This is a genomic window from Galbibacter sp., from assembly GCF_048266365.1.
Taxonomy (GTDB): domain Bacteria; phylum Bacteroidota; class Bacteroidia; order Flavobacteriales; family Flavobacteriaceae; genus Galbibacter.
On the sequence record NZ_JBLWZP010000003.1, the window covers coordinates 110,106 to 133,352 of the forward strand.

Sequence of the window (23,247 nt, forward strand, 5' to 3'; positions counted from 1 at the left end):
AGAGTTCAAAAAACACCCTCTACACAGTTTTTGGGATAGTGTCATTTTAAGGTATTAAGAAGAGATAGTAAGTTTCTATTCTTCTACCTCTAACTTCCCTAAATTTCTAATTTCTTCAGCTTTATTATTTAAGACTTCGTGACCTCGTCTTATCGAGGTATCCAATTCGTCTAATTTCTCTGAAGCTCTATTAATTCGTCTTTCTCTTTCTAAGATGACCTCTTCTTCCAAAGTTTTTTCTTCTTTAGCTGTCTCCAAACGATCTTTAGCCTCGCTCACTGAACGTCTTCCTCTTTCCAGTGTTCTTTGATTCTCATCCAATTTATCTTTGGATTCCTTCAGTTTATCCTTTGCCATAGACGCTCTATATTGACCAAATTCTTTAGCGGTCATGTCGCCTTTATTTCTTCCGTAAGCAGCTCCTTTGGTAGCTTTGTCACGGCTTTGTTTGGCGTCTTCCATCTTTTTATGGGCGCGTTTTTCAATATCTTCAGAGGCTTCCTTTCCTTTTTCTTTAACCTCTTTGGCTTTATCCTTCATTTGATCAGCCTTATCTTTAGCCTTATCTTTAACCTGATCTTTAGTCTGATCAGCTTTATCTTGAATATCTTCTAGCTGATTTTCGGCTTTTTCATTGGCCTTATTCACCTTTTCTATTTTATCCTTGGCATTCATTTTCTCTTGGGATTTACCCTGAGCCTGGACATTGGGTACAAAAGCAAAGGTAAGCATTGCAGCCACTATAAATTGAAATACTGTTTTCATCGTATTGTTCTTTTTAGGTTTATAAACTATCTATATCCTTTAAAATAGCTTCAACTTCATCGGCTTTTTCGTCGACCTGTTGAACTGTAGAATCTATTACGGCTTCGGTGGCCTCAATGGCTTCTATTTTTTGATCTAAAATTTGTTGTTCCTTTTTATCATCTTTACATGATATGGTTACTAATGACAAAGTAATTGCCGTTAGCACTACCGCTACTTGTTTTGTTATCATAGTCTTAAAAGATTTACATTACACTTAATATACGTTAAGAAATTTAACATGGATTTTTTTATGAAAAAAAACCTATACAATGACACTTAGACAATAAAGAATAAATTAATAACAAAACGATAAAATTCCAGAATAAAATCTAGCGACGAGTTTCTAATTAGAACAAGCTATATAGTTCACTTGTATATTTCAAAAGGGCTTTTACATACTAGGTGCTGGGGGCGGAGAAAGTTTTTTATCTAAAACTTTTGAGTTCAATCAATGGCAGTATTCCAAATACTCCATATTCAAAGGCTTTTAAAACCAGGATTATAACATACTTAGTATTCTCAGATCTTCGGGAGTTTATTATTTTCTTAAAAACAAACTGCCAATTCTATTCCATTTATTCGATTACATGGCTTAATTTTGTTGTTTTTATTTAACCTTTTTCTAGTTCTTATGAAGGTCCAAAAACAAGCAAATCAGGTAACGGCGTACGGAATATTAATAGGTATCAGTTTTGCCCACCTACTCAACGATTCTATACAATCTTTAATACCCGCCATCTATCCACTTTTAAAGGATGAATTTACACTTTCATTTGCTCAGATTGGTCTGATTCAACTCACTTTTCAATTTACAGCTAGTATCCTACAGCCTTTTGTGGGAGCTTATACCGATAAACACCCACAGCCCTACTCCATTGCCTTTGGGATGTTTTTATCACTCACAGGTTTGGTGTATATAGCTTTCGCAACAGATTATACCGGAATACTAGTTTCTTCTGCACTCATAGGTGCCGGTTCATCTGTTTTCCACCCTGAATCTTCTAAATTAGCAAACATGGCCTCAGGAGGTAAACGAGGCCTGGCCCAATCTATTTTTCAGGTCGGCGGAAATACAGGAAGCGCCATAGGCCCAATCATTGCAGCAGCAATCGTGGTAGCTTACGGAAGAAATTACGCAGCTTATTTCGCCATCTTTGCAGTGCTTGCTATTGTAGTTCTTATTTATACGGGAAGATGGACAAAGAACAGATTAGCAGAATTCAAAAATTCAAAGAAAAACACACTTTCGGAAGACTTCAATACGCACCTATCCAAGAAGATGGTCTACAGGTCAGTGGGGGTTCTATTTATCCTTATATTTTCCAAGTATATTTATATGGCCAGTATAACCAGTTATTTCACCTTCTATTTAATTGATAAATTTGATGTATCTGTAGCAAACTCCCAATTGTTTTTATTTGGGTTTCTTGCAGCTGCAGCAGTAGGAACCTTCTTCGGTGGGCCTTTAGGTGATAAATATGGAAGAAAGTATGTCATTTGGTTCTCAATATTGGGAGCGGCACCATTTGCCTTATTAATGCCTTATCTTGATAGTCTATTCTTGACGTCTGTCTTCAGCATTATTATTGGTTTTATACTATCTTCAGCATTCCCGGCAATTATTGTTTATGCACAGGAACTTATGCCTGGTAAAATCGGAATGATTTCAGGGTTGTTCTATGGCTTGTCCTTTGGTATTGGTGGAATCATGGCTGCTTTATTAGGAGTATTAGCGGATTATAAGGACATCTACTTTGTCTATTACCTTTGTTCATTCATGCTACTTTTAGGTCTTGTTGCCTACTTTTTACCCAACCTAAAAGAACTATCGGAAAAAGATATAGAACAAGCTTAAATCAGCTGTTCTTTCTTAGTATTCAATAATTGGTTTATCCAATTAACGCTTGTTCTAAGAAAATTCCAATTAAATATCGTTTTGTGTTTAAAAGTACTTTTTATCCCAGAGAAAGAAGCTGTATATTTGGTGGTTTTAAATCATACATTATGCTAAGAAAATTTCTCTGGATGCTGCTAGTGTGCACAGCTCCCATGTATCTTATTGCTCAAGATAAAAAGCAAAAAGAAGAGCAATGGAATGTTTCCGATCCCTATACAGATCAATGGAATATAAAAGAAGTTCCACTTAAAACCGATGAGGGCACCTGGATGAACCTCGACGTTAGTCCTGATGGAAAATTCATCGTTTTTGACCTTCTAGGTGATATTTATAAAATGCCTATAACTGGAGGTAAGGCCAAAGCTTTACGCTCAGGTATGGCTTTTGAAATACAACCCAGATTTAGTCCTGATGGAAAAACAATAGCTTTCACAAGTGATGCTGGCGGGGGAGATAATATATGGATCATGAATGCAGATGGCAGCCAAGCCGAGCAACTGACCAAAGAGAAATTCAGATTACTGAACAACGCAGTATGGACAGCAGATGGAAATTCGATCATCGCTCGTAAGCACTTTACCTCCACACGTTCATTAGGTGCGGGTGAGATGTGGCAGTATCATATTGCCGGTGAAGGTGGTTTTCAACTGACCGAAAGGAAAAACGATCAACAGGATGTGAATGAACCAAGTACTTCTAGTGATGGACGTTATTTGTACTACAGTGAAGACATGTATCCCGGTGGCTATTTCCAATACAACAAAGACCCTAACAAACAAATTTATGTCATCAAACGTTATGACTTCAAAACAGGAAAAACGATAACCGTAACCGGTGGGCCAGGTGGAGCAGCAAGACCTCAGGTTTCTCCTGACGGAAATCTTCTCGCCTTTGTTAAGCGTGTAAGAACCAAATCTGTATTGTTCATCCATAATTTAGATACCGGAGAAGAGTGGCCTGTTTACGATCAACTTAGTAAAGATCAACAAGAAGCTTGGGCTATTTTTGGAGTGTACCCGGGATTTGACTGGATGCCTAACAATAAAGATCTCGTTTTTTGGAGCGAAGGAAAAATTAAAAAAGTTAACATTGACGATTTAAGCGTTAATGACATTCCATTCGAAATAGAGAATACCATAAAAATTGCTGAGACCCAATTAGTCCAACACCCTGTTTTCGAAGACAGCTTCAAAGCTAAAGTCATCAGAAACGCAACGACCTCACCTGATGGAAAAACACTTGTATTTAACGCTGTGGGATATCTGTGGAAGAAAAACCTTCCTAAGGGTAAACCTGTACGGCTAACCCAAGGTGAAGAATTTGAATTTGAACCTAAATTTTCTCCTGACGGACAGCAGGTTGTTTATGTCACCTGGAGTGATAAAAACATGTCTTCTATACGCAAGATATCCTTGGCTAATGGTTCGGTCACACAATTAACTACTGAAAAAGGGATCTACAGAAACCCTTCATTTTCCAATGATGGTAAAATGATCGTCTTCGCTAAAAAGAGCGGAAACAATGATTTGGGCCACAGTTTTAGTAAAGAATCAGGAATTTATTTGATGACTGCCTCTGGAGATAAAATCAGAAGGATATACAATCAAGGAGATTTCCCAATCTTCAATGTTGATGATAGTCGCATTTTTATTCAAACCGGTGGATCCATGATGGGCGGTTTAACAAAGACCTTGAAGAGTATAGATCTTCATGGAGAAGATGAGCGTGTCCTTGTGAGTTCAAAATACGCTAACCGATTAGTGCCTAGCCCAGACAACAAATGGATTGCTTTTACTAATTTACACAAAGCATACATTGCTCCTCTTGTTACCACGGGCAAAACTATCGTAATAGACCCAAACACAAAAGCCGTTCCCGTTTCTCAAATCACAAAAGATGCAGGACTGAATTTGCATTGGTCAAATAACAGCCAAAACATTCATTGGACCTTGGGAGATAAGTACTATACCAATGAAGTATCACAACGCTTTACCTTCTTGAAAGATTCACCAAAGACCGTCGGTCCTATTACAGAAAAAGGTATTACCATAGATCTTAAAGTAACCACAGATGTTCCTAGCGGAGCGATTGCATTTACTAATGCACATATTATCACCATGGATGGTGACAAAATAATTGACAATGGAACGATTGTTATTCGCGAAAATAAAATTGAACAAATAGGTCCTTCGGCTGAAGTAACTCTACCAACGGATGCCAAGGTATACGATGTGCAAGGTAAAACCATCATGCCGGGTATGGTAGATGCGCATGCGCATATTGGAGCATTTAGATACGGACTTACACCACAACAACACTGGCCTTCACTGGCCAATCTAGCATATGGAGTAACTACGGTACATGATCCTTCTGCTTTAAGTGAAACTATTTTTAGCATGGCTGAATTGGTTAAGAGCGGTGATATGGTAGGGCCACGTATATTTTCAACCGGTATTATACTTTATGGCGCAGAAGGCGATTTCAAAGCTGAAGTCAACAGCCTTGAAGATGCTAAATCTGCCATACGCAGAACCAAGGCATTTGGAGCCACTTCTGTTAAAAGCTATAATCAACCTCGAAGAGAGCAACGTCAGCAAATCATGCAGGCTGCCAAGGAATATGGAATCAATGTGGTTCCTGAAGGAGGAAGTACTTTCTATCACAACATGACCATGATCATGGATGGTCACACCGGAATAGAGCATAATATTCCAGTAGCGCCAGTATACAAGGATGTATTAACCTTATGGAGCGAAAGCAACACCGGGTATACGCCAACCCTTATTGTAAATTACGGCGGTATTAACGGAGAGAATTATTGGTATGACAAGACCAATGTATGGGAAGATGAAAAACTGTTAACTTTCACACCAAGAGAACTGATAGACTCTAGATCGAGACATCGTACTAAAATTCCAGATGAAGAGTATGAAAATGGTCCTGTTTTAGTTTCTAAAACCGTTAAGAAACTATCAGATGCAGGAGTAAAAGTAAACTTGGGTGCCCATGGTCAATTACATGGTTTAGGTGCACACTGGGAATTGTGGCTCTTGCAAATGGGAGGTTTGAGTAATTTTGAAGCCCTTCAGGCGGCTACTATAAATGGTGCCGAGTATATAGGAATGGGTGAAGAAATAGGTTCCTTAGAAAAAGGTAAACTTGCCGATCTTCTAGTATTAGATAAAGATCCACTGGAGGATATCTCAAATTCAAACACCATCATATATACTATGGTCAACGGTAGGTTGTATGATGCAGAAAACATGAATGAACTTGGTAATCACCCCAAAGAAAGAGGTGAGTTTTACTGGGAAAACTCAAAGAGCAATGCTGCATTCCCATGGCACCAAAGTACTCACAGCTTTACAGCCCCGGGTTGTAGTTGTCAATAATAGAATCAAGTTATATAGAAACACCCTCCATAGGCAAAGAACTCATGGAGGGTGTTTTGTATTGTAGCAATTACGCTTTTGGCTCGTCAAACTTTTTTACACCGGCTTTAATGGCATAGTCCAAGTTATTTTCCTTTGGAACGATTGGACAAGAAAATATCTCGTTATAAGCGCAATAAGGGTTGTAGGCTTTATTGAAGTTGATGACAATACTATCACCCTTTGGAATAGACAAATCAAGATACCGTCCTCCTCCATAAGTTTCCTCTCCATTTGTCAGATCAGAAAAAGGTAAAAACAAATAGTTCTCAAATTCTTCTGTCTCCCTTAATTGCAGGTTTTGATATACATTAAGTTCAAATCTTTCTCCGTGGAGCTCGAAACTAACAACTCCAAAGAGTACTTCTTGACTCATTCTTTCTGTAGTTGTTGGCATAAAAAAAGGCTGCTCATTAGGGGTACGTCTAAATTCAGCTGTAACGCTAAAGCTTGTGTCTATTGGAAAAAAGTCCAGTTCTTTAAAGCTGGCAAGATCCTTTTTCTTTAGCGGAGAACTCTTTGGATCAGAGAATTCCTGATTCATTTTTTTTTGGAACAGTACAGCCTGATCAAATGGGTTGTCAGCCGTCACAGCAGCTTCTATTTTTTCCTGTGTATCGGTTTTCTCGTCATGGTACTTTTTACCATCCTTGCATCCGTAACTCACCATTAGAATCGAAATACAAACTATCCAAACTCTCATAATATTGAAATTTAGCCCCAAAGTTACAACTAAACTTCTGATTTAAGGAATAATTCAATAGCGTGCTTCCAGTCCGTAGGACTCTAAAAGTTCATTGTATTCGGGCTGGATTCTCAACAATGCAATGCCTTGTTGTTTATCTAACAATTGGGTGTCCTTGAATCCATTTTTAAGCATTTTATCCAGATAGTATAGTGCCATTCCGTACTCGCTCTTTTGAACGGTATAACTTAGCACCTTTAGGTATGCATCATAATTTTTCGCATCTATCAAGGTTTGCAAAATAGCTATATACAATTTATTATCAAGTTGGTCTGTTCCACTGTATGAGGATGTCAGCTCACTGGCTGCAACATCCAAGAAACCAAGCAATCGAGCTCCCAAATTCTTCTTTTCCCTTATCGGAGAAGATAGAAAATTGTTTTTTATACTATCGACTTGTTGTTGCCAATACGTCATTGATTCTAAATCAGCCCTAGCTACATCCTGTGGTAAAAAGGTTAAATAATCAATGTATTTATAAGTTTCGATTCTTCGGACTTCGTTCCATGCATTTCTTTGTTTGCGATAATCTTTATTTTTTCGAATTTCTTTTTGCAAGGATTTTAAACTATCCTTGTCGATGGTAAATCTGTAGTTAGACACATTAACATTCATGTCATTATAAGCTCTATAAACTAAATTATCCGCGATTAGATCTTGATTAAATGCTAGATCCATTTTAAAATATTCCCCTATTTTATCTTGTGCCTCAGGACGTGTATTTTTATTGATCGATTTCACAGTAACCAATCGGACTGCCTTATCAATATATTGGCTTGGTGGCCACTGGTGACCCCCTGAAAACACCAATAAATTAGCATCAAACTTCTTTTGTTCAAGATAATTCATTGCTTGTAGCATTTCGTTGTAGTTGAAATCCTGATCACCGACTATACCGATGTAAAAAAACTTGTTTTCTGTAGGAATGTAAGCAGGTACATTAGAAAAAGATGCACCGCATGCAATAACACCTTTTATTTGTGAGGACATCACTGCGATGCTCATAGCTAAACGAGCTCCACCGGAAAAACCCGCCATATAAATGGCATTTTTATCAATTGAAAAACGGTTTATCACCTCTGTGTAAAATGTTCTTGATCTACGTAAATTCTCCTGATAGTTTCCGTTTTTGATTCCATTGGATGCAGCAATTACATAACCATAACGATCTGCTGACTCTTCAAAAGTCTCAACCGCTTCTGCCCCATCTCCAGTTGGAGAAAACACCATGATTACCGGCCATTTTTTATCTTCTCTATACTGCTCAGGAAGATAAACAGTGTAGGTATCATCGGAATTCGGTATGGTTAAAGCTTCCAAAATTTGTGCATTTGCGAAATAGGCTCCTAACAAACACAGGATCAGCGTTATTTTTTTCATCTTTAATAACTATAGGGGTTGGCGTAACTTCAAAATATAGATAACTACGCTATATCTGATGTTAAAATACAATACCTTTGTGTTTTGGCAAAACTATTATGGCAAAGGATTTAAAATTATTTATGGTTATGTTGGGCTGTAAACCCGAAGGAAGGTACACAGAACAGCATGATATTTTTTTTGGTATCGGTGAGTCCCTCAAAGAGCTCTTACCTCAAATGAATGAATTTTGGCCTGAAGCCAAGGGGCAAATTCACATTGATGCTTGGAGAGAAGTACGTCATGTTGATGGCTATTCAATAACAATTGAAGAACGCCGACATGTGCCTGATCCACATCAGTTGTTTTTTATCAATCTTGGCGGGTACAAGGAAAATGAATTTGAGGAATACCATTACAAAATTCTGACTGTCACGAAATCAAAGGCAGATGCGATCAAAAATTCTAAGGAATCAGCATTTTACAAACACTGCGGCTTTGAAGGTGCGCCCTCCCATATTGATGATAAGTATGGTGTGGATGTAGATGACATTTATACAATAGAAGAGATCCTACCGACATCTGTGAAACAAATGTACCAACTAAGTTATACAAAATCTTCAGAGCAATTGGAAGATGAACTCCACATTGGTTACCTTAAAATTAATAATCTATAAGATTATGAAATAAGTATACTCATCGTACTTTGCCGAATAATCCAGTTGACCTGCGATTGTGTCCAATAGGATTACTTTCAACGACTTTAGAGAGCACAATAGAAGTACGTACCTCACCATAGGTAATCAAACGATCAATAAATTCTTCCAAATGGAATTGATCAGACAGGACCACCTCCATCAATAAGTTTTCATTACCCGTGATACGATAACAATTGCGAACCTCCGTGTATGTTTTCACTTGTTCCATAAATGGTTTAAGTTTTCCCATAAACGCTTTCAGAGTAACAAAAGCCTTCAGCTGATAACCCGATTGAATATGATTTAAGGCTACCTTATATCCGGTAATAATCCCAAAATCCTCCATTTTTTTTATCCGCTCTGCAACCGCCGGTGAAGACAGTCCAACTTTACGTCCAATTTCAGCATTGGTGTAGCGTGCATTCTCCTGTAAAAGTCTTAGAATAGACCAGTTTAAATCGTCATTTTTCATTTTAAATGAAATTTCGTGTTTTACCTTAATAGTTAATGCAAATTAACTATTTCACTTTAAAATCAAAACTAATAATCGGTAAATCTGTAGTATTTTTGGGATATAAAGCAATGTGATGAAGAAACACTATTCATATTATAAAAGACGTCATGTCACCAAGTTACCGGTATACCGGAAGGCACTGCATATTTTTAAGCTCAGCCGTCAAGTTGTGGATTTTCTTCGTGGTGATAAATCAATCTTAGATTTACACCGATCCAGCTGTACTTCGGATCAGTTTTCCGAGAAACTCATCTTGGCTACTCTTGGTTTAGCACCAAAGATTGCCATAGCTGAAAGTTCTCCGGATCCTACAGTTAAGCATGCATCCATTTCTTCAATTGAACGTACCACCGCTGCAATTTTGCATTACTGTGAAAAACTAGAAAGTTCTCATAAACACAGTAGTGAGTTTTTGAGCTTACTGCGTACAGAGGTTACTAAATTTGGACACTTACACGATAAATGGGCCATCTCAATACACAACCAAAACTAATTATCAGTTCTCGAGCCGTTTTCAATAACCTTTCCTTTTTCAAGAACCAATACCTTTTGAACACTATCCGGTATTTCATTTTTGTGGTGAGACACATAGACCATGGTTATATGTCTAGAGGTACATATGTGATCCAATAAGCTTTTAAAGTATTGGATTTGATCAGCATCCATGCCCTGGCAGGGTTCATCTAATATTAGTAGTGCAGGAGCCTTGACAAGAGCTCTAAGCAACAAAATCACACGTTGTTCTCCAAGAGAGGCATTTAGAAAAAGCGTATCTGCAAGTTTTGTCAGGTTTACAAGTTCCAGCCATGAATGAGCAATCGTTCGCTGATGCGGTGTTACCGGAGACGCTGTCCCTATTTCATCGCGATATCCTGAAATAATTACATCGGTACAACTCAAAGTACTATATGGTTTAGCATCGCTGCTTATACCCGGCACACTACTGAGTACACCATTTCCCCTCATAAAATACAAATGGAGTTCCGGGGATAGGAAACCAATGCGATTTTTAATATCCCAAATACTTTCACCACTACCTCTTTTTAGATCAAAAAGGATCAAATCATTGGTATACCCTTGAGGGTTGTCTGCAGTCACCATACTTAGAAGGGTCGACTTTCCGGCACCATTATGTCCTAATAGCGCCCAACATTCTCCCTGCTTAACTTCCCAATTAATGTCAACAAGAATTGGTTTACCCTTCATTTGCACATTAACATGCTTCATTTTGATGATAGTCTCGAATTGTTCTGTATCTCGACTTAATAGTGTATCGACTTTAACCTCGGTATTTATGATTGATCCACTATACTCTTGTGTTCCAATATGCTGCGGAGATCCTTGAAAGGTTATTTGCCCTTCTTTTAACACCAATACATTTTCAACAAAGTCAGGAATTTCACTTTTTCCGCAAATCAACACAAAACTAAGCCCCTGGATGGTCAACTTTTCAAGTAACTCTGCTAACTGTGCCCTGGCTTGTACATCCAACCCTGTAAAAGGCTGATCCATTATCAGAAGTTCCGGTTGCTCTAAAATAGCACCTATTAATTGCAGTCGCTTGCGCTCCCCATTGCTGAGTTGCATAAGATTTCTATCCAATAAGTATCGTATCTTAAAGGTGTCCAACAGCTCCAAATCCTCTATTGTCAGATCTTCTCGACCCAACCGCTTAAACAACTGTTGTAGGAACTCGGGAACAGTCATTGGATTTTCGTAATCATGAAACTCATAACGCTTACTATAGTAGGTACTCCCTAATCCTGCTATTTCACTAAAGTGATCTTGTTGAGAAACAAAAATTGTACGAAAGGAATTTTCAACCTCGCCGGATGTAGGGTGTACTTCCTTACAGATGAGCTTGGCCAGTGAAGTCTTTCCACTGCCGGAGGATCCAATAATGGCTAATGATTTTCCAGCCTTAAGTTGAAATGTAATATCCTTTAATACCGGGGTATTTTTATATGAAAGTGAGGCCTTTTCAAGGCTCACCATTGGGTAATCAGAAACCATATTGCACTATATTCTAATAAGAATCGAAAGTAATCAAAAATCTTAAGACCAACAGCAATTATGTTGGTCCTAAGAGTTACATATTTCTTCTATACTGACCTCCTACCTCAAACAAGGCTGTAGTAATTTGTCCTAGCGAACAGTACTTACTCGCCTCCATGAGGGCTTCGAATATATTGCTGTTTTCAATAGCAGCTTGTTTAACCTCCTGCAAAGCCTGCTCAGCTTCCTTTGCATAGGCTTTATGCAAAGTAGATAAGGTTGTTAATTGCAGTTGTTTTTCAGCTTCGGTTGCCCGAATGACTTCTTTTGGAATAACAGTCAAAGAACCTTTGCTGCTGAGAAACGTATTAACTCCTATAATCGGATATTCTCCTTTGTGTTTAAGGGTTTCGTAATACAGGCTTTCTTCCTGAATTTTTGATCGCTGATACATAGTTTCCATAGCCCCTAGTACTCCTCCACGCTCTGTAATTCTATCGAATTCTAAAAGAACGGCTTGTTCAACCAAATCCGTTAGTTCTTCTATGATAAAACTACCTTGAATGGGGTTTTCATTTTTAGCAAGACCCAGTTCTTTATTAATAATAAGCTGAATGGCCATGGCCCGACGAACAGACTCTTCAGTGGGAGTGGTAATGGCTTCATCATAAGCATTGGTATGCAATGAATTACAATTATCGTATATGGCATAAAGTGCCTGTAAGGTAGTACGGATATCATTAAAGTCTATTTCTTGAGCATGTAAGGATCTTCCGGAGGTTTGAATGTGATATTTCAACATCTGAGATCGTGGGTTTGCACCGTATTTATCTCGCATGGCTTTAGCCCATATTTTTCGGGCTACACGCCCAATGACTGCATATTCCGCATCCACACCATTGGAGAAGAAAAAGGAAAGGTTTGGACCAAATTTATTGATATCCATACCCCTACTCAAATAGTACTCCACATAGGTAAATCCATTTGCTAAGGTAAAAGCTAACTGCGTAATAGGGTTGGCCCCTGCCTCAGCGATATGATATCCTGAAATTGAAACAGAATAAAAGTTTCGAACTTCATTGGCTATAAAATACCCTTGGACATCCCCCATCAATTTTAAAGCAAATTCTGTTGAAAATATACAGGTATTTTGTGCTTGATCTTCTTTTAATATATCTGCCTGAACCGTTCCGCGCACTTGCGTCATAGTTTTAGCCTTAATGTCGTTGTAAACCTTCGGATCCAATACCATATCCCCGGTTACACCGAGGAGCATCAGCCCCAGCCCGTCATTACCCTCAGGTAACTGGCTGTCTGCATTCTTATGGCCATCTACTGAAAATCCGTGATATCGTGGAGGATTTTGACCTCTTTCTTTATAAATAGCCTCAATTTTAGCCGACACCGCCTTTTCTAGACCATTTTCTTTGATATAGATCTCGCATTGTTGATCTATGGCAGCATTCATAAAGAAACCTAATAACATGGGAGCCGGCCCATTAATGGTCATACTAACCGAAGTCATAGGACTGGCAAGATTGAATCCACTATAGAGTTTTTTGGCGTCGTCCAAACAACAAATCGACACCCCTGCATTACCAATCTTACCGTAGATGTCGGGCCTTAAGTCCGGATCGTTTCCATATAGGGTTACGGAATCAAATGCAGTGGATAGACGCTTAGCTTCCATGCCTAAACTTACGTAATGAAATCTTCTATTGGTACGCTCGGGTCCTCCTTCTCCTGCAAACATTCTAGTCGGGTCTTCTTCGGTACGTTTAAAAGGATATAATCCTGAAGTAAAAGGAAATTCACCTGGAACATTTTCTTGTAACACCCAACGCAGTAGATCACCCCACGCTTTGTATTTAGGTAATGCTACCTTTGGAATCTCACTTTTTGATAAGGTGGTTGAATGAGTTGGAATACGTATTTGTTTATCACGTACTTTAAACTCATATACGGGATTCTTATAAAGCGCCTTTTTGTCTTCCCACTGAATAAGTATATCCCAGTGGTGCGGATCTAAGTCTTTTTTAACGCGGTTGAACTGATCAAGTAATAATTGAACTAATGACAAATTATTTTCATCCGCAACTGAATCCAAAATCAACGATTCATCAAGTCCAAATGGAGTTAAATAAGTGGTTTCAATATTTTTTTTACCGACAGTGATCAGACTAATAAGCGATCTGAAAATTCCGTAAAGATTCTGAGCAATTTCAACCTGTTGTTCAACTCTAGAGTCATAATTACGGTTATTTTCAGAGATTTCAGAAAGGTACCGTGTCCTATTTGGAGGTATCACATAAGTTTTCTCACTTTTCTCCATTGTCACATGAAACTGAGAATTGAGTGACGAATCGGTCTTCTGCTTTAAAACCTCCATTATCGCCATATAAAGGCGATTCATACCAGGATCGTTAAACTGTGAGGCAATGGTGCCGTAAACAGGCATTTCCTCCGGATCTACATCCCACAATAAGTGATTGCGCTGATATTGTTTCTTTACATCCCTAAGGGCATCCAAGGCTCCTCTTTTGTCAAACTTATTAATGGCTACCAGATCCGCAAAATCCAACATGTCAATTTTTTCCAATTGGGTGGCAGCTCCAAACTCAGGGGTCATTACATATAAGGATACGTTAGAGTGATCCAAAATTTCTGTATCGCTCTGACCAATTCCGGAGGTCTCTAGTATTATCAAATCAAAGTTAGCCGCTTTTAACACCGCAACAGCCTCAGCAACGTTTTTTGAAAGCGCTAAATTAGACTGACGAGTGGCGAGACTTCTCATATATACCCTGGGATCATTAATGGCATTCATTCGAATCCTATCCCCAAGTAAAGCACCTCCGGTTTTCCGCTTTGAAGGGTCCACAGAAATAATCCCCAGTGTTTTATCTTCAAAATCAGTTAAAAACCGCCTCACAATCTCATCGACCAAACTACTCTTACCCGAACCACCGGTACCCGTAATACCCAGAACCGGGACTTTAGCAGAATTCGACTTATTTATTTTAGAATAAATCTCCTGAAACAAATCGTGCTGGTTCTCAGTCAAGCTAATTAACCTGGCAATAACACCACTGTCTTTTTCAGCGAGACCGGATGCAATGGTAGTACGATCTATAGCATCAATCGCAAAATCCGAAAGCTCCACTAGATGATTTATCATACCTTGAAGCCCCATCGCTCTACCATCATCAGGCGAATAAATCTTGGTAATCCCGTAATCCATCAATTCCTTGATTTCTTCAGGCAGTATAACACCGCCCCCACCACCGAAAACCTTTATATGTGTTGCTCCTCGTTGCTTCAGCAAATCATACATATATTTAAAATACTCATTGTGCCCACCTTGATAAGAAGTCATTGCTATAGCGTTGACATCTTCTTCAATAGCCGTATTTACGACCTCATCCACACTTCTGTCATGGCCTAAATGTATGACCTCAACACCCGAAGATTGAATAATTCTACGCATAATATTGATGGCTGCATCATGACCATCAAAAAGAGATGCCGCAGTGACAATTCTTATTTTATTCTTAGGAATATATGGTTTTGTTTGATTCATTTTTAAAAATATGTGATTTTGATAGCTGCAATTTAAAGAATTTGCAATCAATAAGGAATTTTGTTTTAAAATACCGCTGTTAAATATTTACAATTTCAACAAAGTAAACTTTTTTGATCATCAAAATACCGTAATTTTATGATTGAAAACAACAATTCATATGACCAAAATAACCACCCTTATTCATTGTAAGGATACTTCAGGAATCATCGCTTCGGTAACGAGCTTCATTCATAAAAACCATGGGAATATCGTTTATATTGACCAACATGTGGACCGGCAAAACGGCATATTTTTCATGAGATCCGAAAGTGAATTCTCAGGGGACAATTTTGAACTCGTCAAATTCAAGTCTGAATTTAAAAGTAGTATTGCCCAGATCTATAAAATGAAGTGGCATATGCACTCGGATGATTATCGTCCAAAAATGGCAATCTTCGTTTCTAAATACGACCACTGCTTATACGATATATTAGGAAGATACAATTCAGGTGAATTAAAGGTGGACATTCCTTTTATTCTAAGTAACCACCCGGATTTAAAACCCATTGCTGATGCATTTAAAATCCCTTTCCATCACATTGCTTATACCAAAGAAATAAGTGAAGCGGCACAGAAAAAGCAACTGGAACTATTAGAAGAACACCAAATCGATTTTATAGTACTTGCTAGATATATGCAGATTGTACCAAATACACTCATCGAACGCTATCAAAATAAAATCATCAATATTCACCATTCGTTCTTACCAGCCTTTGTCGGTGCAAAACCATATCATTCGGCCTATAAAAGAGGGGTGAAAATTATTGGTGCGACAAGTCATTACGTCACTGAGGAGTTAGATGCCGGCCCGATCATTGAACAAGATGTCACCCGAGTAACCCACGCACACTCCATCGAAGATATGGTTGCAAAAGGAAGGGACCTCGAGAAAATCGTTCTTGCCAGAGGCATCAAACTGCATGTTGACAGAAAGACAATGGTGTATAATAATAAGACCATTATATTTAGCTGAAAAAAACTCAAAAGTGACCTAACCAAAAGCTATTCAAAACACTATAAGCTATTTTTTTCGCACAAGAATCACTATCCGAAGAAGTATAATACTCAAGTAAGCATCCAAACCAACCCTTACTTCAAAATTGTCACCAATACTAAAAACTACAAAAACAGCGATAAGGTCTTTTAAAAAAGCATGCAGATTGGAAAATGAAAACTTTTTGTATTAGCATCCATTAAGGCGCCATTATTGGAGCTTGGTCATATTTATTTGACTGCAAAACTTCGATTTAATAGTTTGGTAATTTACCCTTAACACGAACTAGCTTCTATATGCTGATCTTTGAAGTATCAAAAGAGCATTTGAAGAATTTGAAATGTTTTGAGTTAGCAAGACAGATTAGTTAGTTAGTTTAGTTTTAAAAGCCGATATCTCTCGGCTTTTTTTGGCTATAAACTTAAGCTAAGCGCTCTAAAATAATTGAAGGCCAGACGCAGTCTAGAGCCATACCAAGAGAAAAATTCACCATCCACAAGTACGATTTGAATACCCGGGAGTAGTGTTTCCAATTCTTTCTTATGCTTTTCAGAGAACGGATAAGGTTCTGAGGACAAGAACAGTATGTCTATTGCCGCGTTTTTCAAATCCGACAATTCAACCTGAGGATATCGAAGAAGATGCTTAAATGCATTGTCATAACCCGCGACCTCCAACAAATGATTGACAAAAGTGTCTCCTGCGGCCAACATCCACGGTTTTTTCCAAATCAAATAGGCTACTTTTGGACGTGGGCGACCAATCATGAAATTAGCATAACTCTTGGCCTGCCTTTGGATTTGCTCAATGATGTTATGACTTTGCTCCGTTACCTTAAAGAGTGTGCCATAATCCTCCATTAACTGATAGCAATCTTCTAAGGTATAAATATCCGCAACATGGACTTGGGTAAAGGTTTCTAACTCTTGAACTATTTCCAAACTATTTTCTTCCTTATTGCAAAGTACAATATCAGCCTTAAGAGACTTTAGAGTCTCCCAATGTACATTCTTGGTTCCTCCCACCAAAGTAACTGTCTTGTTGAGATTGTTCGGGTGAACGCAAAACTTCGTAATGCCAACTAATGAATCTTGCAAACCCAGATCGCATAAGAGTTCCGTTTGGGAAGGGACAAGACAAACTATCCGTTTAAAAGCAGCAGTCGTATCTATATGTCTTCCTAGCTGATCAATCAAGAAAATTAAAGGAATTTGGTCATTTGTGATTGGAGTTCAAAAGCTTTCTCTGCTGCCTTTTGTGCAAAATCTTCTCCTTTAGATGCATATAGAATCCCTCTAGAGGAGTTTACCAAAAGTCCAACATTGTCATTCATACCATATTTACATACCTCTTCAAGACTCCCACCTTGCGCTCCTACTCCAGGGACTAACAAGAATGATTCCGGAATTATCTCCCTGATATCCTTGAGGTACTCTGCTTTAGTCGCTCCTATGACATACATCAAATTTTCAGAATTCACATAGGTCTTTGAAGTTTCCAATACATTTTGATAAAGCGGTTTACCTTCTAATTCCTTGGTCTGAAAATCGAACGCCCCGGGATTTGAAGTAAGCGCCAACAAAATAGTATGCTTTTCCTTAAAGGCTAAAAATGGTTCCACAGAATCTTTTCCCATATAAGGCGCTACTGTTACTGCATCAAAGTTTAGATCTTCGAAAAACGCCTTGGCATACATGCTTGCGGTATTTCCAATATCGCCTCTTTTGGCGTCAGCGATGGTAAATAACTCCGGATAGTTTTCATTTATGTACTCAATGGTTTTTTTCAAACTCTCCCACCCTTTAATCCCAAGGGCCTCGTAAAATGCTATATTGGGTTTTAAAGCAACTGCCAAATGATTCGTAGCATCAATAATTGCCTTGTTAAAAGCAAAAACGGGATCGTCATCCTTTAATAAATGGGTCGGAATCTTTTCTAAATCGACATCCAAACCAATGCACAAAAATGATTTTTTCTTTCGTATCTGCTCTACCAGCCGGGTTAATTCCATAGTGTTGATTGCATTTGCTTTATAAGCCGCTACTATCCATGTTGAGTTGGATTATATGATTTCGCTGGCCTCTTTAAGTTTCTCCGTATTTTCCGCCAATTTCAGCTCCTCTATAATTTTATCTATATCCCCGTTCACAATATTAGAAAGGTCGTAAAGCGTAAGACCAATACGGTGATCAGTTACCCTTCCCTGAGGATAATTATAGGTTCTAATTTTAGCACTTCGGTCCCCGCTGGACACCATACTTTTACGTCTGGCAGCGTCAGCCTCCTGTTTCTTCGCCAATTCTCTTTCGTACAATCTTGAACGTAGTACCTTGATTGCTTTTTCTAAGTTCTTATGTTGGGATTTCTCATCCTGACAACGCACTTCAATTCCTGTTGGAATGTGTTGCAATTGAATTGCAGAGTAAGTGGTATTTACCGATTGTCCTCCGGGACCAGTAGAGGTCGTCCTTATAATCTTTACATCTCCCATATCAAGTTCAACATCAAACTCCTCAGCCTCAGGTAAAACCATTACCGTGGCTGCTGAAGTATGCACGCGTCCTTGAGTTTCTGTCTGTGGAACACGTTGTACTCGGTGCACACCGGCTTCAAACTTTAAAGTTCCATAAACATTATTACCACTGACTTCAAAAATAATTTCTTTATAACCACCGGAGGTCCCTTCGTTAAAGTCGACTACACCGACCTTCCATCCTTTACTCTCGCAATATTTGGTATACATACGTTGTAGGTCCCCAGCGAAAATACTGGCTTCATCTCCTCCGGTTCCTGCCCTGATTTCCATCATAACATTCTTGGCATCTTCCGGATCTTTAGGGATCAGCAAAAATTTAATTTGCTCCTCCAATCCAGGAAGTTTATCCTTGGCTTCATCCAACTGCATCTTTGCCATCTCGACCATCTCCGCATCACTAGCATCAGCAATGATTTCTTCGGCCTCTGCGATATTATCCAAAACCTCCTTGTACTCAACTCTCTTGTCTACAAGATCTTTGAGTTCTTTATATTCTTTATTAAGTTGCACATAACGCTTCTGATCAGCTATGACATCCGGTTGAATGATCAAATCTGAAATCTCATCAAAGCGTTGCTTAACTACATTTAATTTATCTAACATAACTACTTAATATTGGCTGGGCAAATTTACGATTATTTTGATGGAATATGATATTTGCCAGCCTTAGTATAACTATCCCATGTGAATTTTGTATCCTTTTTAGGCGGTACGCTCCTGCTGAGCTATCCGCTTTAGGTCGATAAGGGGCAGTCGATTGTCATAAACACACTTCAATCCACTCCCTTAAAAATGTCCTTAGTTGTGGGTAGTGACTTTATTGATATTCAAAAGTTCCTTTATCAGAAACAATACTGAGTTTCTTCGTTTTTGAAGCCTCGACTCTACCAACGATTTGAGCGTCCACATCAAATGATTTTGAAATTGCAATAATATCTTCAGCGATGCTTGGATCCACATACAACTCCATACGGTGTCCACAGTTAAATACCTGGTACATTTCTTTCCAAGAGGTTTTAGACTGCTCTTGAATAAGTTTAAATAGTGGTGGCACTTCAAACATATTGTCTTTGACAATGTGCAAATTATCTATAAAATGCAAGATTTTGGTCTGTGCCCCACCACTACAATGGATCATACCATCAATCTTGGACGCTCCTATTTTCTGTAGGATTTCTTGAATAATTGGCGCATAAGTTCTTGTCGGAGATAATACTAATTGACCTGCATCCAAAGGAGATCCCTCAACTGCATCGGTAAGATTAGTACCTCCCGAGTATACCAATTCGTCGGGTACGCTGTGATCAAAACTTTCCGGGTATTTTTCAGCTAAGTATTTTCCAAACACATCATGTCGGGCAGAGGTCAATCCATTACTACCCATCCCTCCATTGTATTGCTTTTCATAAGAGGCTTGTCCATAAGAGGCCAATCCTACAATGACATTTCCGGCTTTAATATTAGCATTGTCAATAACATCAGAGCGTTTGATTCGAGCAGTAACCGTGGAATCCACAATAATTGTACGCACCAAATCACCTACATCTGCAGTTTCACCTCCTGTAGAATGGATGTTCACTCCGTACTGTTTCATCTCAGCAATCAGCTCTTCTGTTCCGTTGATAATAGCAGCAATCACCTCAGCTGTTATCAGATTTTTGTTTCTTCCTATGGTAGAGGATAACAAGATATTACTCGTAGCACCAACACAAAGAAGATCATCGATATTCATAATTAAGGCATCCTGTGCAATACCTTTCCATACAGAGACATCCCCGGTCTCTTTCCAATACATATAAGCTAAAGACGATTTTGTTCCCGCGCCATCGGCATGCATGATCAGACAATGATCCTCGCTACCGGTCAAATGATCCGGAATAATTTTACAAAACGCTTTTGGAAATAAACCCTTGTCCACATTTTTAATTGCGGCATGCACATCTTCTTTGGAAGCTGAAACTCCTCTTTGCGAATATCTTTTACTAATCTGAGAACTCATCGTATGAAATTTTAGACAAAAATAGCCATAAATAAAAAGCACACAAACAAAAGTTTGTGTGCTTGTACTTTAGAAGGTTGGTTGTATCCTTCTATCCTTCAGTAATTCTAAAGCTTTTATTACAAAAACTAAAGAACTACATCATTAAATTGATTAATAGCATACCAAATATAAGGAAACATTTCATCGAAAAAACAGGAAAAACCCCCTAACTTAGAGATACTTAGCTTTTTTCGACAAAGCCCATCATAAATCGGTCTAAGAACAAATAAGGATCTTGAATCTGAACGGTTTATTTTGTAAACAACAGTTCTCTATATTTGGTCAATGGCCATAAATTATCTTCAACCATTATTTCCAATTTATCACAATGGTAACGAATATCATCAAAAAACGGTAATACACGCTCACAATAAGCTTCTGCTTTAAGCTGAGGCTTATCCAATTTATTTGCGTATTTTCTGGCATCAATCATCTTACTAACATTAGAATTAATCTCAGAAATATGATTTGAGATTTCTTCGATCAAATCCAATTGTTCGGGAGCCAGCTTTTTAAAATCGCTACCAAAGACATCTTTGATTCCTTTGACATTGGTGATCAAAACATTTTGATACCGAATTGCGGTCGGAATGACATGGTTTCTTGCAATATCACCTAATACCCTACTCTCTATTTGTACCTTGTGTACATATTCCTCCAATTCTATTTCGTGTCGAGCTCTAATCTCGGTTTCACTCATTACATTCATTTGCTCAAACAAATCAATGGTATTTTTCTTCAAGTAGACTTTAAGCGCCTGTGGAGTGTTTTTGTTATTACTCAATCCGCGTTTAACAGCTTCTTTTTCCCACTCCGGACTATAGCCATCACCTTCAAACCTGATTTTCTTTGATGCCTTAATATACTCTCTAAGCACATTAAATATGGCCTCATCCTTTTTAAGCCCCTTTTTGTCAATTAAAGCGTCCACCTCTACTTTGAATGCCTGGAGTTGTTTAGCAACGATAGTATTCAAAATCATCATCGGTTTGGCACAATTTGCTTTAGAACCTACCGCTCTAAATTCAAATTTGTTTCCGGTGAACGCAAAACTAGAAGTACGATTTCTATCGGTGTTATCTAATAAGATTTCAGGAATCTTACCAACGACATTGAGTTTTAGATCCGTTTTCTCCTCTGGAGACAACTTCCCTTTAGACACATCTTCCAATTCATCCAAAACCTTGTTGAGTTGGCTACCTATAAATACGGATACAATCGCCGGAGGTGCCTCATTAGCTCCAAGCCTATGATCATTTGTCGCAGAGGCAACCGAGGCACGAAGTAACTCTTCATTGTCATGAACAGCCTTAATTGTATTTATGAAAAATGTTAAGAATTGTAGGTTCTTTGTCGGCGTACTACCTGGACTTAGCAAGTTTACACCAGTGTTAGTTGCCAATGACCAGTTATTGTGTTTACCCGAACCGTTGATCCCGGCAAATGGCTTTTCGTGAAATAGCACTTTAAAATTATGCTTATCCGCCATTTTATCCATCAAGTCCATCAATAATGAATTGTGATCCACCGCTAGATTCGCTTCCTCATAAATAGGAGCCAATTCAAATTGATTAGGAGCAACCTCATTATGTCTGGTCTTTACAGGAATCCCAAGTCGAACACACTCATTCTCCAATTCTCTCATATAATTTAGCACGCGATCCGGAATTGATCCAAAATAATGATCGTCCAGCTGCTGTCCTTTTGCCGGTGAATGCCCTAGTAAGGTTCTCCCTGCCAATAAGAGGTCAGGTCTTGAAAGCATAAGGGCTTTATCAATTAAAAAATATTCTTGTTCCCAACCTAAAGAAACATTGACCTTAGTAACACTTTTATCAAAGTACCGTGCAACCTCTGTCGCAGCCTGATCCATAGCTAGTAATGATCTTAGTAAAGGTGCTTTATTGTCCAGTGATTCTCCTGTATAGGACACAAAAACGGTAGGAATACAAAGTGTTGTCCCATGAATGAATGCCGGAGAGGTTGGATCCCAAGCCGTGTATCCTCTGGCTTCGAAAGTATTTCGAATACCCCCATTAGGAAAACTTGAAGCATCAGGTTCTTGCTGGACCAATTGCGCACCACCAAATCTATCTACTGCATCAGTAGTACTAATGGGTTCAAAAAACGCATCGTGCTTCTCCGCAGTAGTTCCGGTTAGAGGTTGAAACCAGTGAGTATAATGCGTAGCTCCCTTAGATATAGCCCATATCTTCATATAGGTAGCGATCTCGTCGGCCAATTTTCTATTTATCTTTCCTCCGCCTTCTATTGCATCCATGACACTATTATAGGCTTCTCTGGACATTACCTGTCTCATGACAACCGCATTAAAGACATTGGTACCGAAAAGATCAGAACGATGTTCAGGAGTTTCTACATGAACGGGAACGCGCTCAAAGGTTTGCTTTAATGCTTCAAATCTAATTGTGGACATACACATTATTGGTATAAAATGAATTATTACTTCAGTTCTTATTACGAATTAACAAATTACCTAATTATTTCACATTGTAGGAAATATTCAGACAATATTTTTTAATTATTTGTCAACAAAATTCGCTCAAATTGTTCAATTAAAAAAATACCCCCCAAAAAAATAGGGCAT

The 23,247-nt window shown here is 38.5% G+C and carries 17 protein-coding genes; 5 read left to right on the forward strand and 12 right to left on the reverse strand.

The features are described from left to right. Positions 1-75: 75 nt before the first annotated feature. Positions 76-765 (reverse strand): hypothetical protein, encoded by a 690-nt coding sequence (locus tag ACN0TV_RS06055; RefSeq protein ID WP_417361116.1) that lies wholly within the window; start codon positions 763-765, stop codon positions 76-78. Positions 766-784: 19 nt separating this feature from the next. Beyond that, positions 785-997, reverse strand: a complete 213-nt coding sequence (locus tag ACN0TV_RS06060; RefSeq protein WP_417361117.1) for a hypothetical protein — start codon at positions 995-997, stop codon at positions 785-787. Between the two features lie 441 nt (positions 998-1,438). Between ACN0TV_RS06060 and ACN0TV_RS06065 the strand changes: the two genes are divergently transcribed. Both ACN0TV_RS06065 and ACN0TV_RS06070 read left to right on the forward strand, forming a co-directional pair. Next, entirely contained in the window at positions 1,439-2,662 is a 1,224-nt protein-coding gene (locus ACN0TV_RS06065) for an MFS transporter (protein WP_417361119.1), read from the forward strand. 149 nt (positions 2,663-2,811) lie between these two features. Further along, the gene (locus ACN0TV_RS06070) at positions 2,812-6,096 is read left to right on the forward strand and encodes an amidohydrolase family protein (protein ID WP_417361121.1); all 3,285 of its coding nucleotides are present in this window, start codon (positions 2,812-2,814) and stop codon (positions 6,094-6,096) included. Between the two features lie 70 nt (positions 6,097-6,166). On the opposite strand, the gene ACN0TV_RS06075 is transcribed toward ACN0TV_RS06070, so the two are convergent. Both ACN0TV_RS06075 and ACN0TV_RS06080 read right to left on the reverse strand, forming a co-directional pair. Then, entirely contained in the window at positions 6,167-6,838 is a 672-nt protein-coding gene (locus ACN0TV_RS06075; RefSeq protein WP_417361123.1) for a DUF1684 domain-containing protein, read from the reverse strand. Positions 6,839-6,892: 54 nt separating this feature from the next. Then, positions 6,893-8,260, reverse strand: coding sequence for an alpha/beta hydrolase (locus ACN0TV_RS06080; protein ID WP_417361125.1), 1,368 nt, complete (start codon positions 8,258-8,260; stop codon positions 6,893-6,895). A gap of 98 nt (positions 8,261-8,358) precedes the next feature. On the opposite strand from ACN0TV_RS06080, the gene ACN0TV_RS06085 reads away from it, so the two are divergent. Then, the gene (locus tag ACN0TV_RS06085; protein WP_417361127.1) at positions 8,359-8,916 is read left to right on the forward strand and encodes a DUF1543 domain-containing protein; all 558 of its coding nucleotides are present in this window, start codon (positions 8,359-8,361) and stop codon (positions 8,914-8,916) included. Between the two features lie 19 nt (positions 8,917-8,935). Here ACN0TV_RS06085 and ACN0TV_RS06090 read toward each other — a convergent pair whose 3' ends face one another. Then, entirely contained in the window at positions 8,936-9,409 is a 474-nt protein-coding gene (locus ACN0TV_RS06090; RefSeq protein ID WP_417361129.1) for an Lrp/AsnC family transcriptional regulator, read from the reverse strand. Positions 9,410-9,524: 115 nt separating this feature from the next. Between ACN0TV_RS06090 and ACN0TV_RS06095 the strand changes: the two genes are divergently transcribed. Further along, positions 9,525-9,944, forward strand: a complete 420-nt coding sequence (locus ACN0TV_RS06095; protein WP_417361130.1) for a hypothetical protein — start codon at positions 9,525-9,527, stop codon at positions 9,942-9,944. Here the strand turns inward: ACN0TV_RS06095 and ACN0TV_RS06100 are convergent. Both ACN0TV_RS06100 and ACN0TV_RS06105 read right to left on the reverse strand, forming a co-directional pair. Next, entirely contained in the window at positions 9,941-11,464 is a 1,524-nt protein-coding gene (locus ACN0TV_RS06100; RefSeq protein WP_417361132.1) for an ATP-binding cassette domain-containing protein, read from the reverse strand. The genes ACN0TV_RS06095 and ACN0TV_RS06100 overlap by 4 nt on opposite strands. A 76-nt stretch (positions 11,465-11,540) precedes the next feature. Next, the gene (locus ACN0TV_RS06105; RefSeq protein ID WP_417361134.1) at positions 11,541-15,026 is read right to left on the reverse strand and encodes a methylmalonyl-CoA mutase family protein; all 3,486 of its coding nucleotides are present in this window, start codon (positions 15,024-15,026) and stop codon (positions 11,541-11,543) included. A gap of 160 nt (positions 15,027-15,186) precedes the next feature. Between ACN0TV_RS06105 and purU the strand changes: the two genes are divergently transcribed. Then, on the forward strand, positions 15,187-16,041 hold the full coding sequence (purU, locus tag ACN0TV_RS06110) for a formyltetrahydrofolate deformylase (protein WP_417361136.1): 855 nt from the start codon (positions 15,187-15,189) through the stop codon (positions 16,039-16,041). 434 nt (positions 16,042-16,475) lie between these two features. On the opposite strand, the gene ACN0TV_RS06115 is transcribed toward purU, so the two are convergent. The 5 genes from ACN0TV_RS06115 to ACN0TV_RS06135 all read right to left on the reverse strand — a co-directional run bounded on the left by ACN0TV_RS06115 (position 16,476) and on the right by ACN0TV_RS06135 (position 23,076). After that, entirely contained in the window at positions 16,476-17,258 is a 783-nt protein-coding gene (locus ACN0TV_RS06115) for a helical backbone metal receptor (RefSeq protein ID WP_417361138.1), read from the reverse strand. Positions 17,259-17,263: 5 nt separating this feature from the next. Then, the gene (gene pyrF, locus ACN0TV_RS06120; RefSeq protein ID WP_417361140.1) at positions 17,264-18,073 is read right to left on the reverse strand and encodes an orotidine-5'-phosphate decarboxylase; all 810 of its coding nucleotides are present in this window, start codon (positions 18,071-18,073) and stop codon (positions 17,264-17,266) included. A gap of 51 nt (positions 18,074-18,124) precedes the next feature. Beyond that, the gene (gene prfA, locus ACN0TV_RS06125; RefSeq protein WP_417361142.1) at positions 18,125-19,201 is read right to left on the reverse strand and encodes a peptide chain release factor 1; all 1,077 of its coding nucleotides are present in this window, start codon (positions 19,199-19,201) and stop codon (positions 18,125-18,127) included. A 214-nt stretch (positions 19,202-19,415) separates the two neighbouring features. After that, a complete protein-coding gene (locus tag ACN0TV_RS06130; protein ID WP_417361144.1) occupies positions 19,416-20,597 on the reverse strand; it encodes an AIR synthase related protein in 1,182 nt (393 codons plus the stop codon). Between the two features lie 292 nt (positions 20,598-20,889). Next, complete coding sequence (locus tag ACN0TV_RS06135; protein ID WP_417361146.1) at positions 20,890-23,076, reverse strand: glutamine synthetase III; 2,187 nt, start codon at positions 23,074-23,076, stop codon at positions 20,890-20,892. Positions 23,077-23,247: the final 171 nt, after the last annotated feature.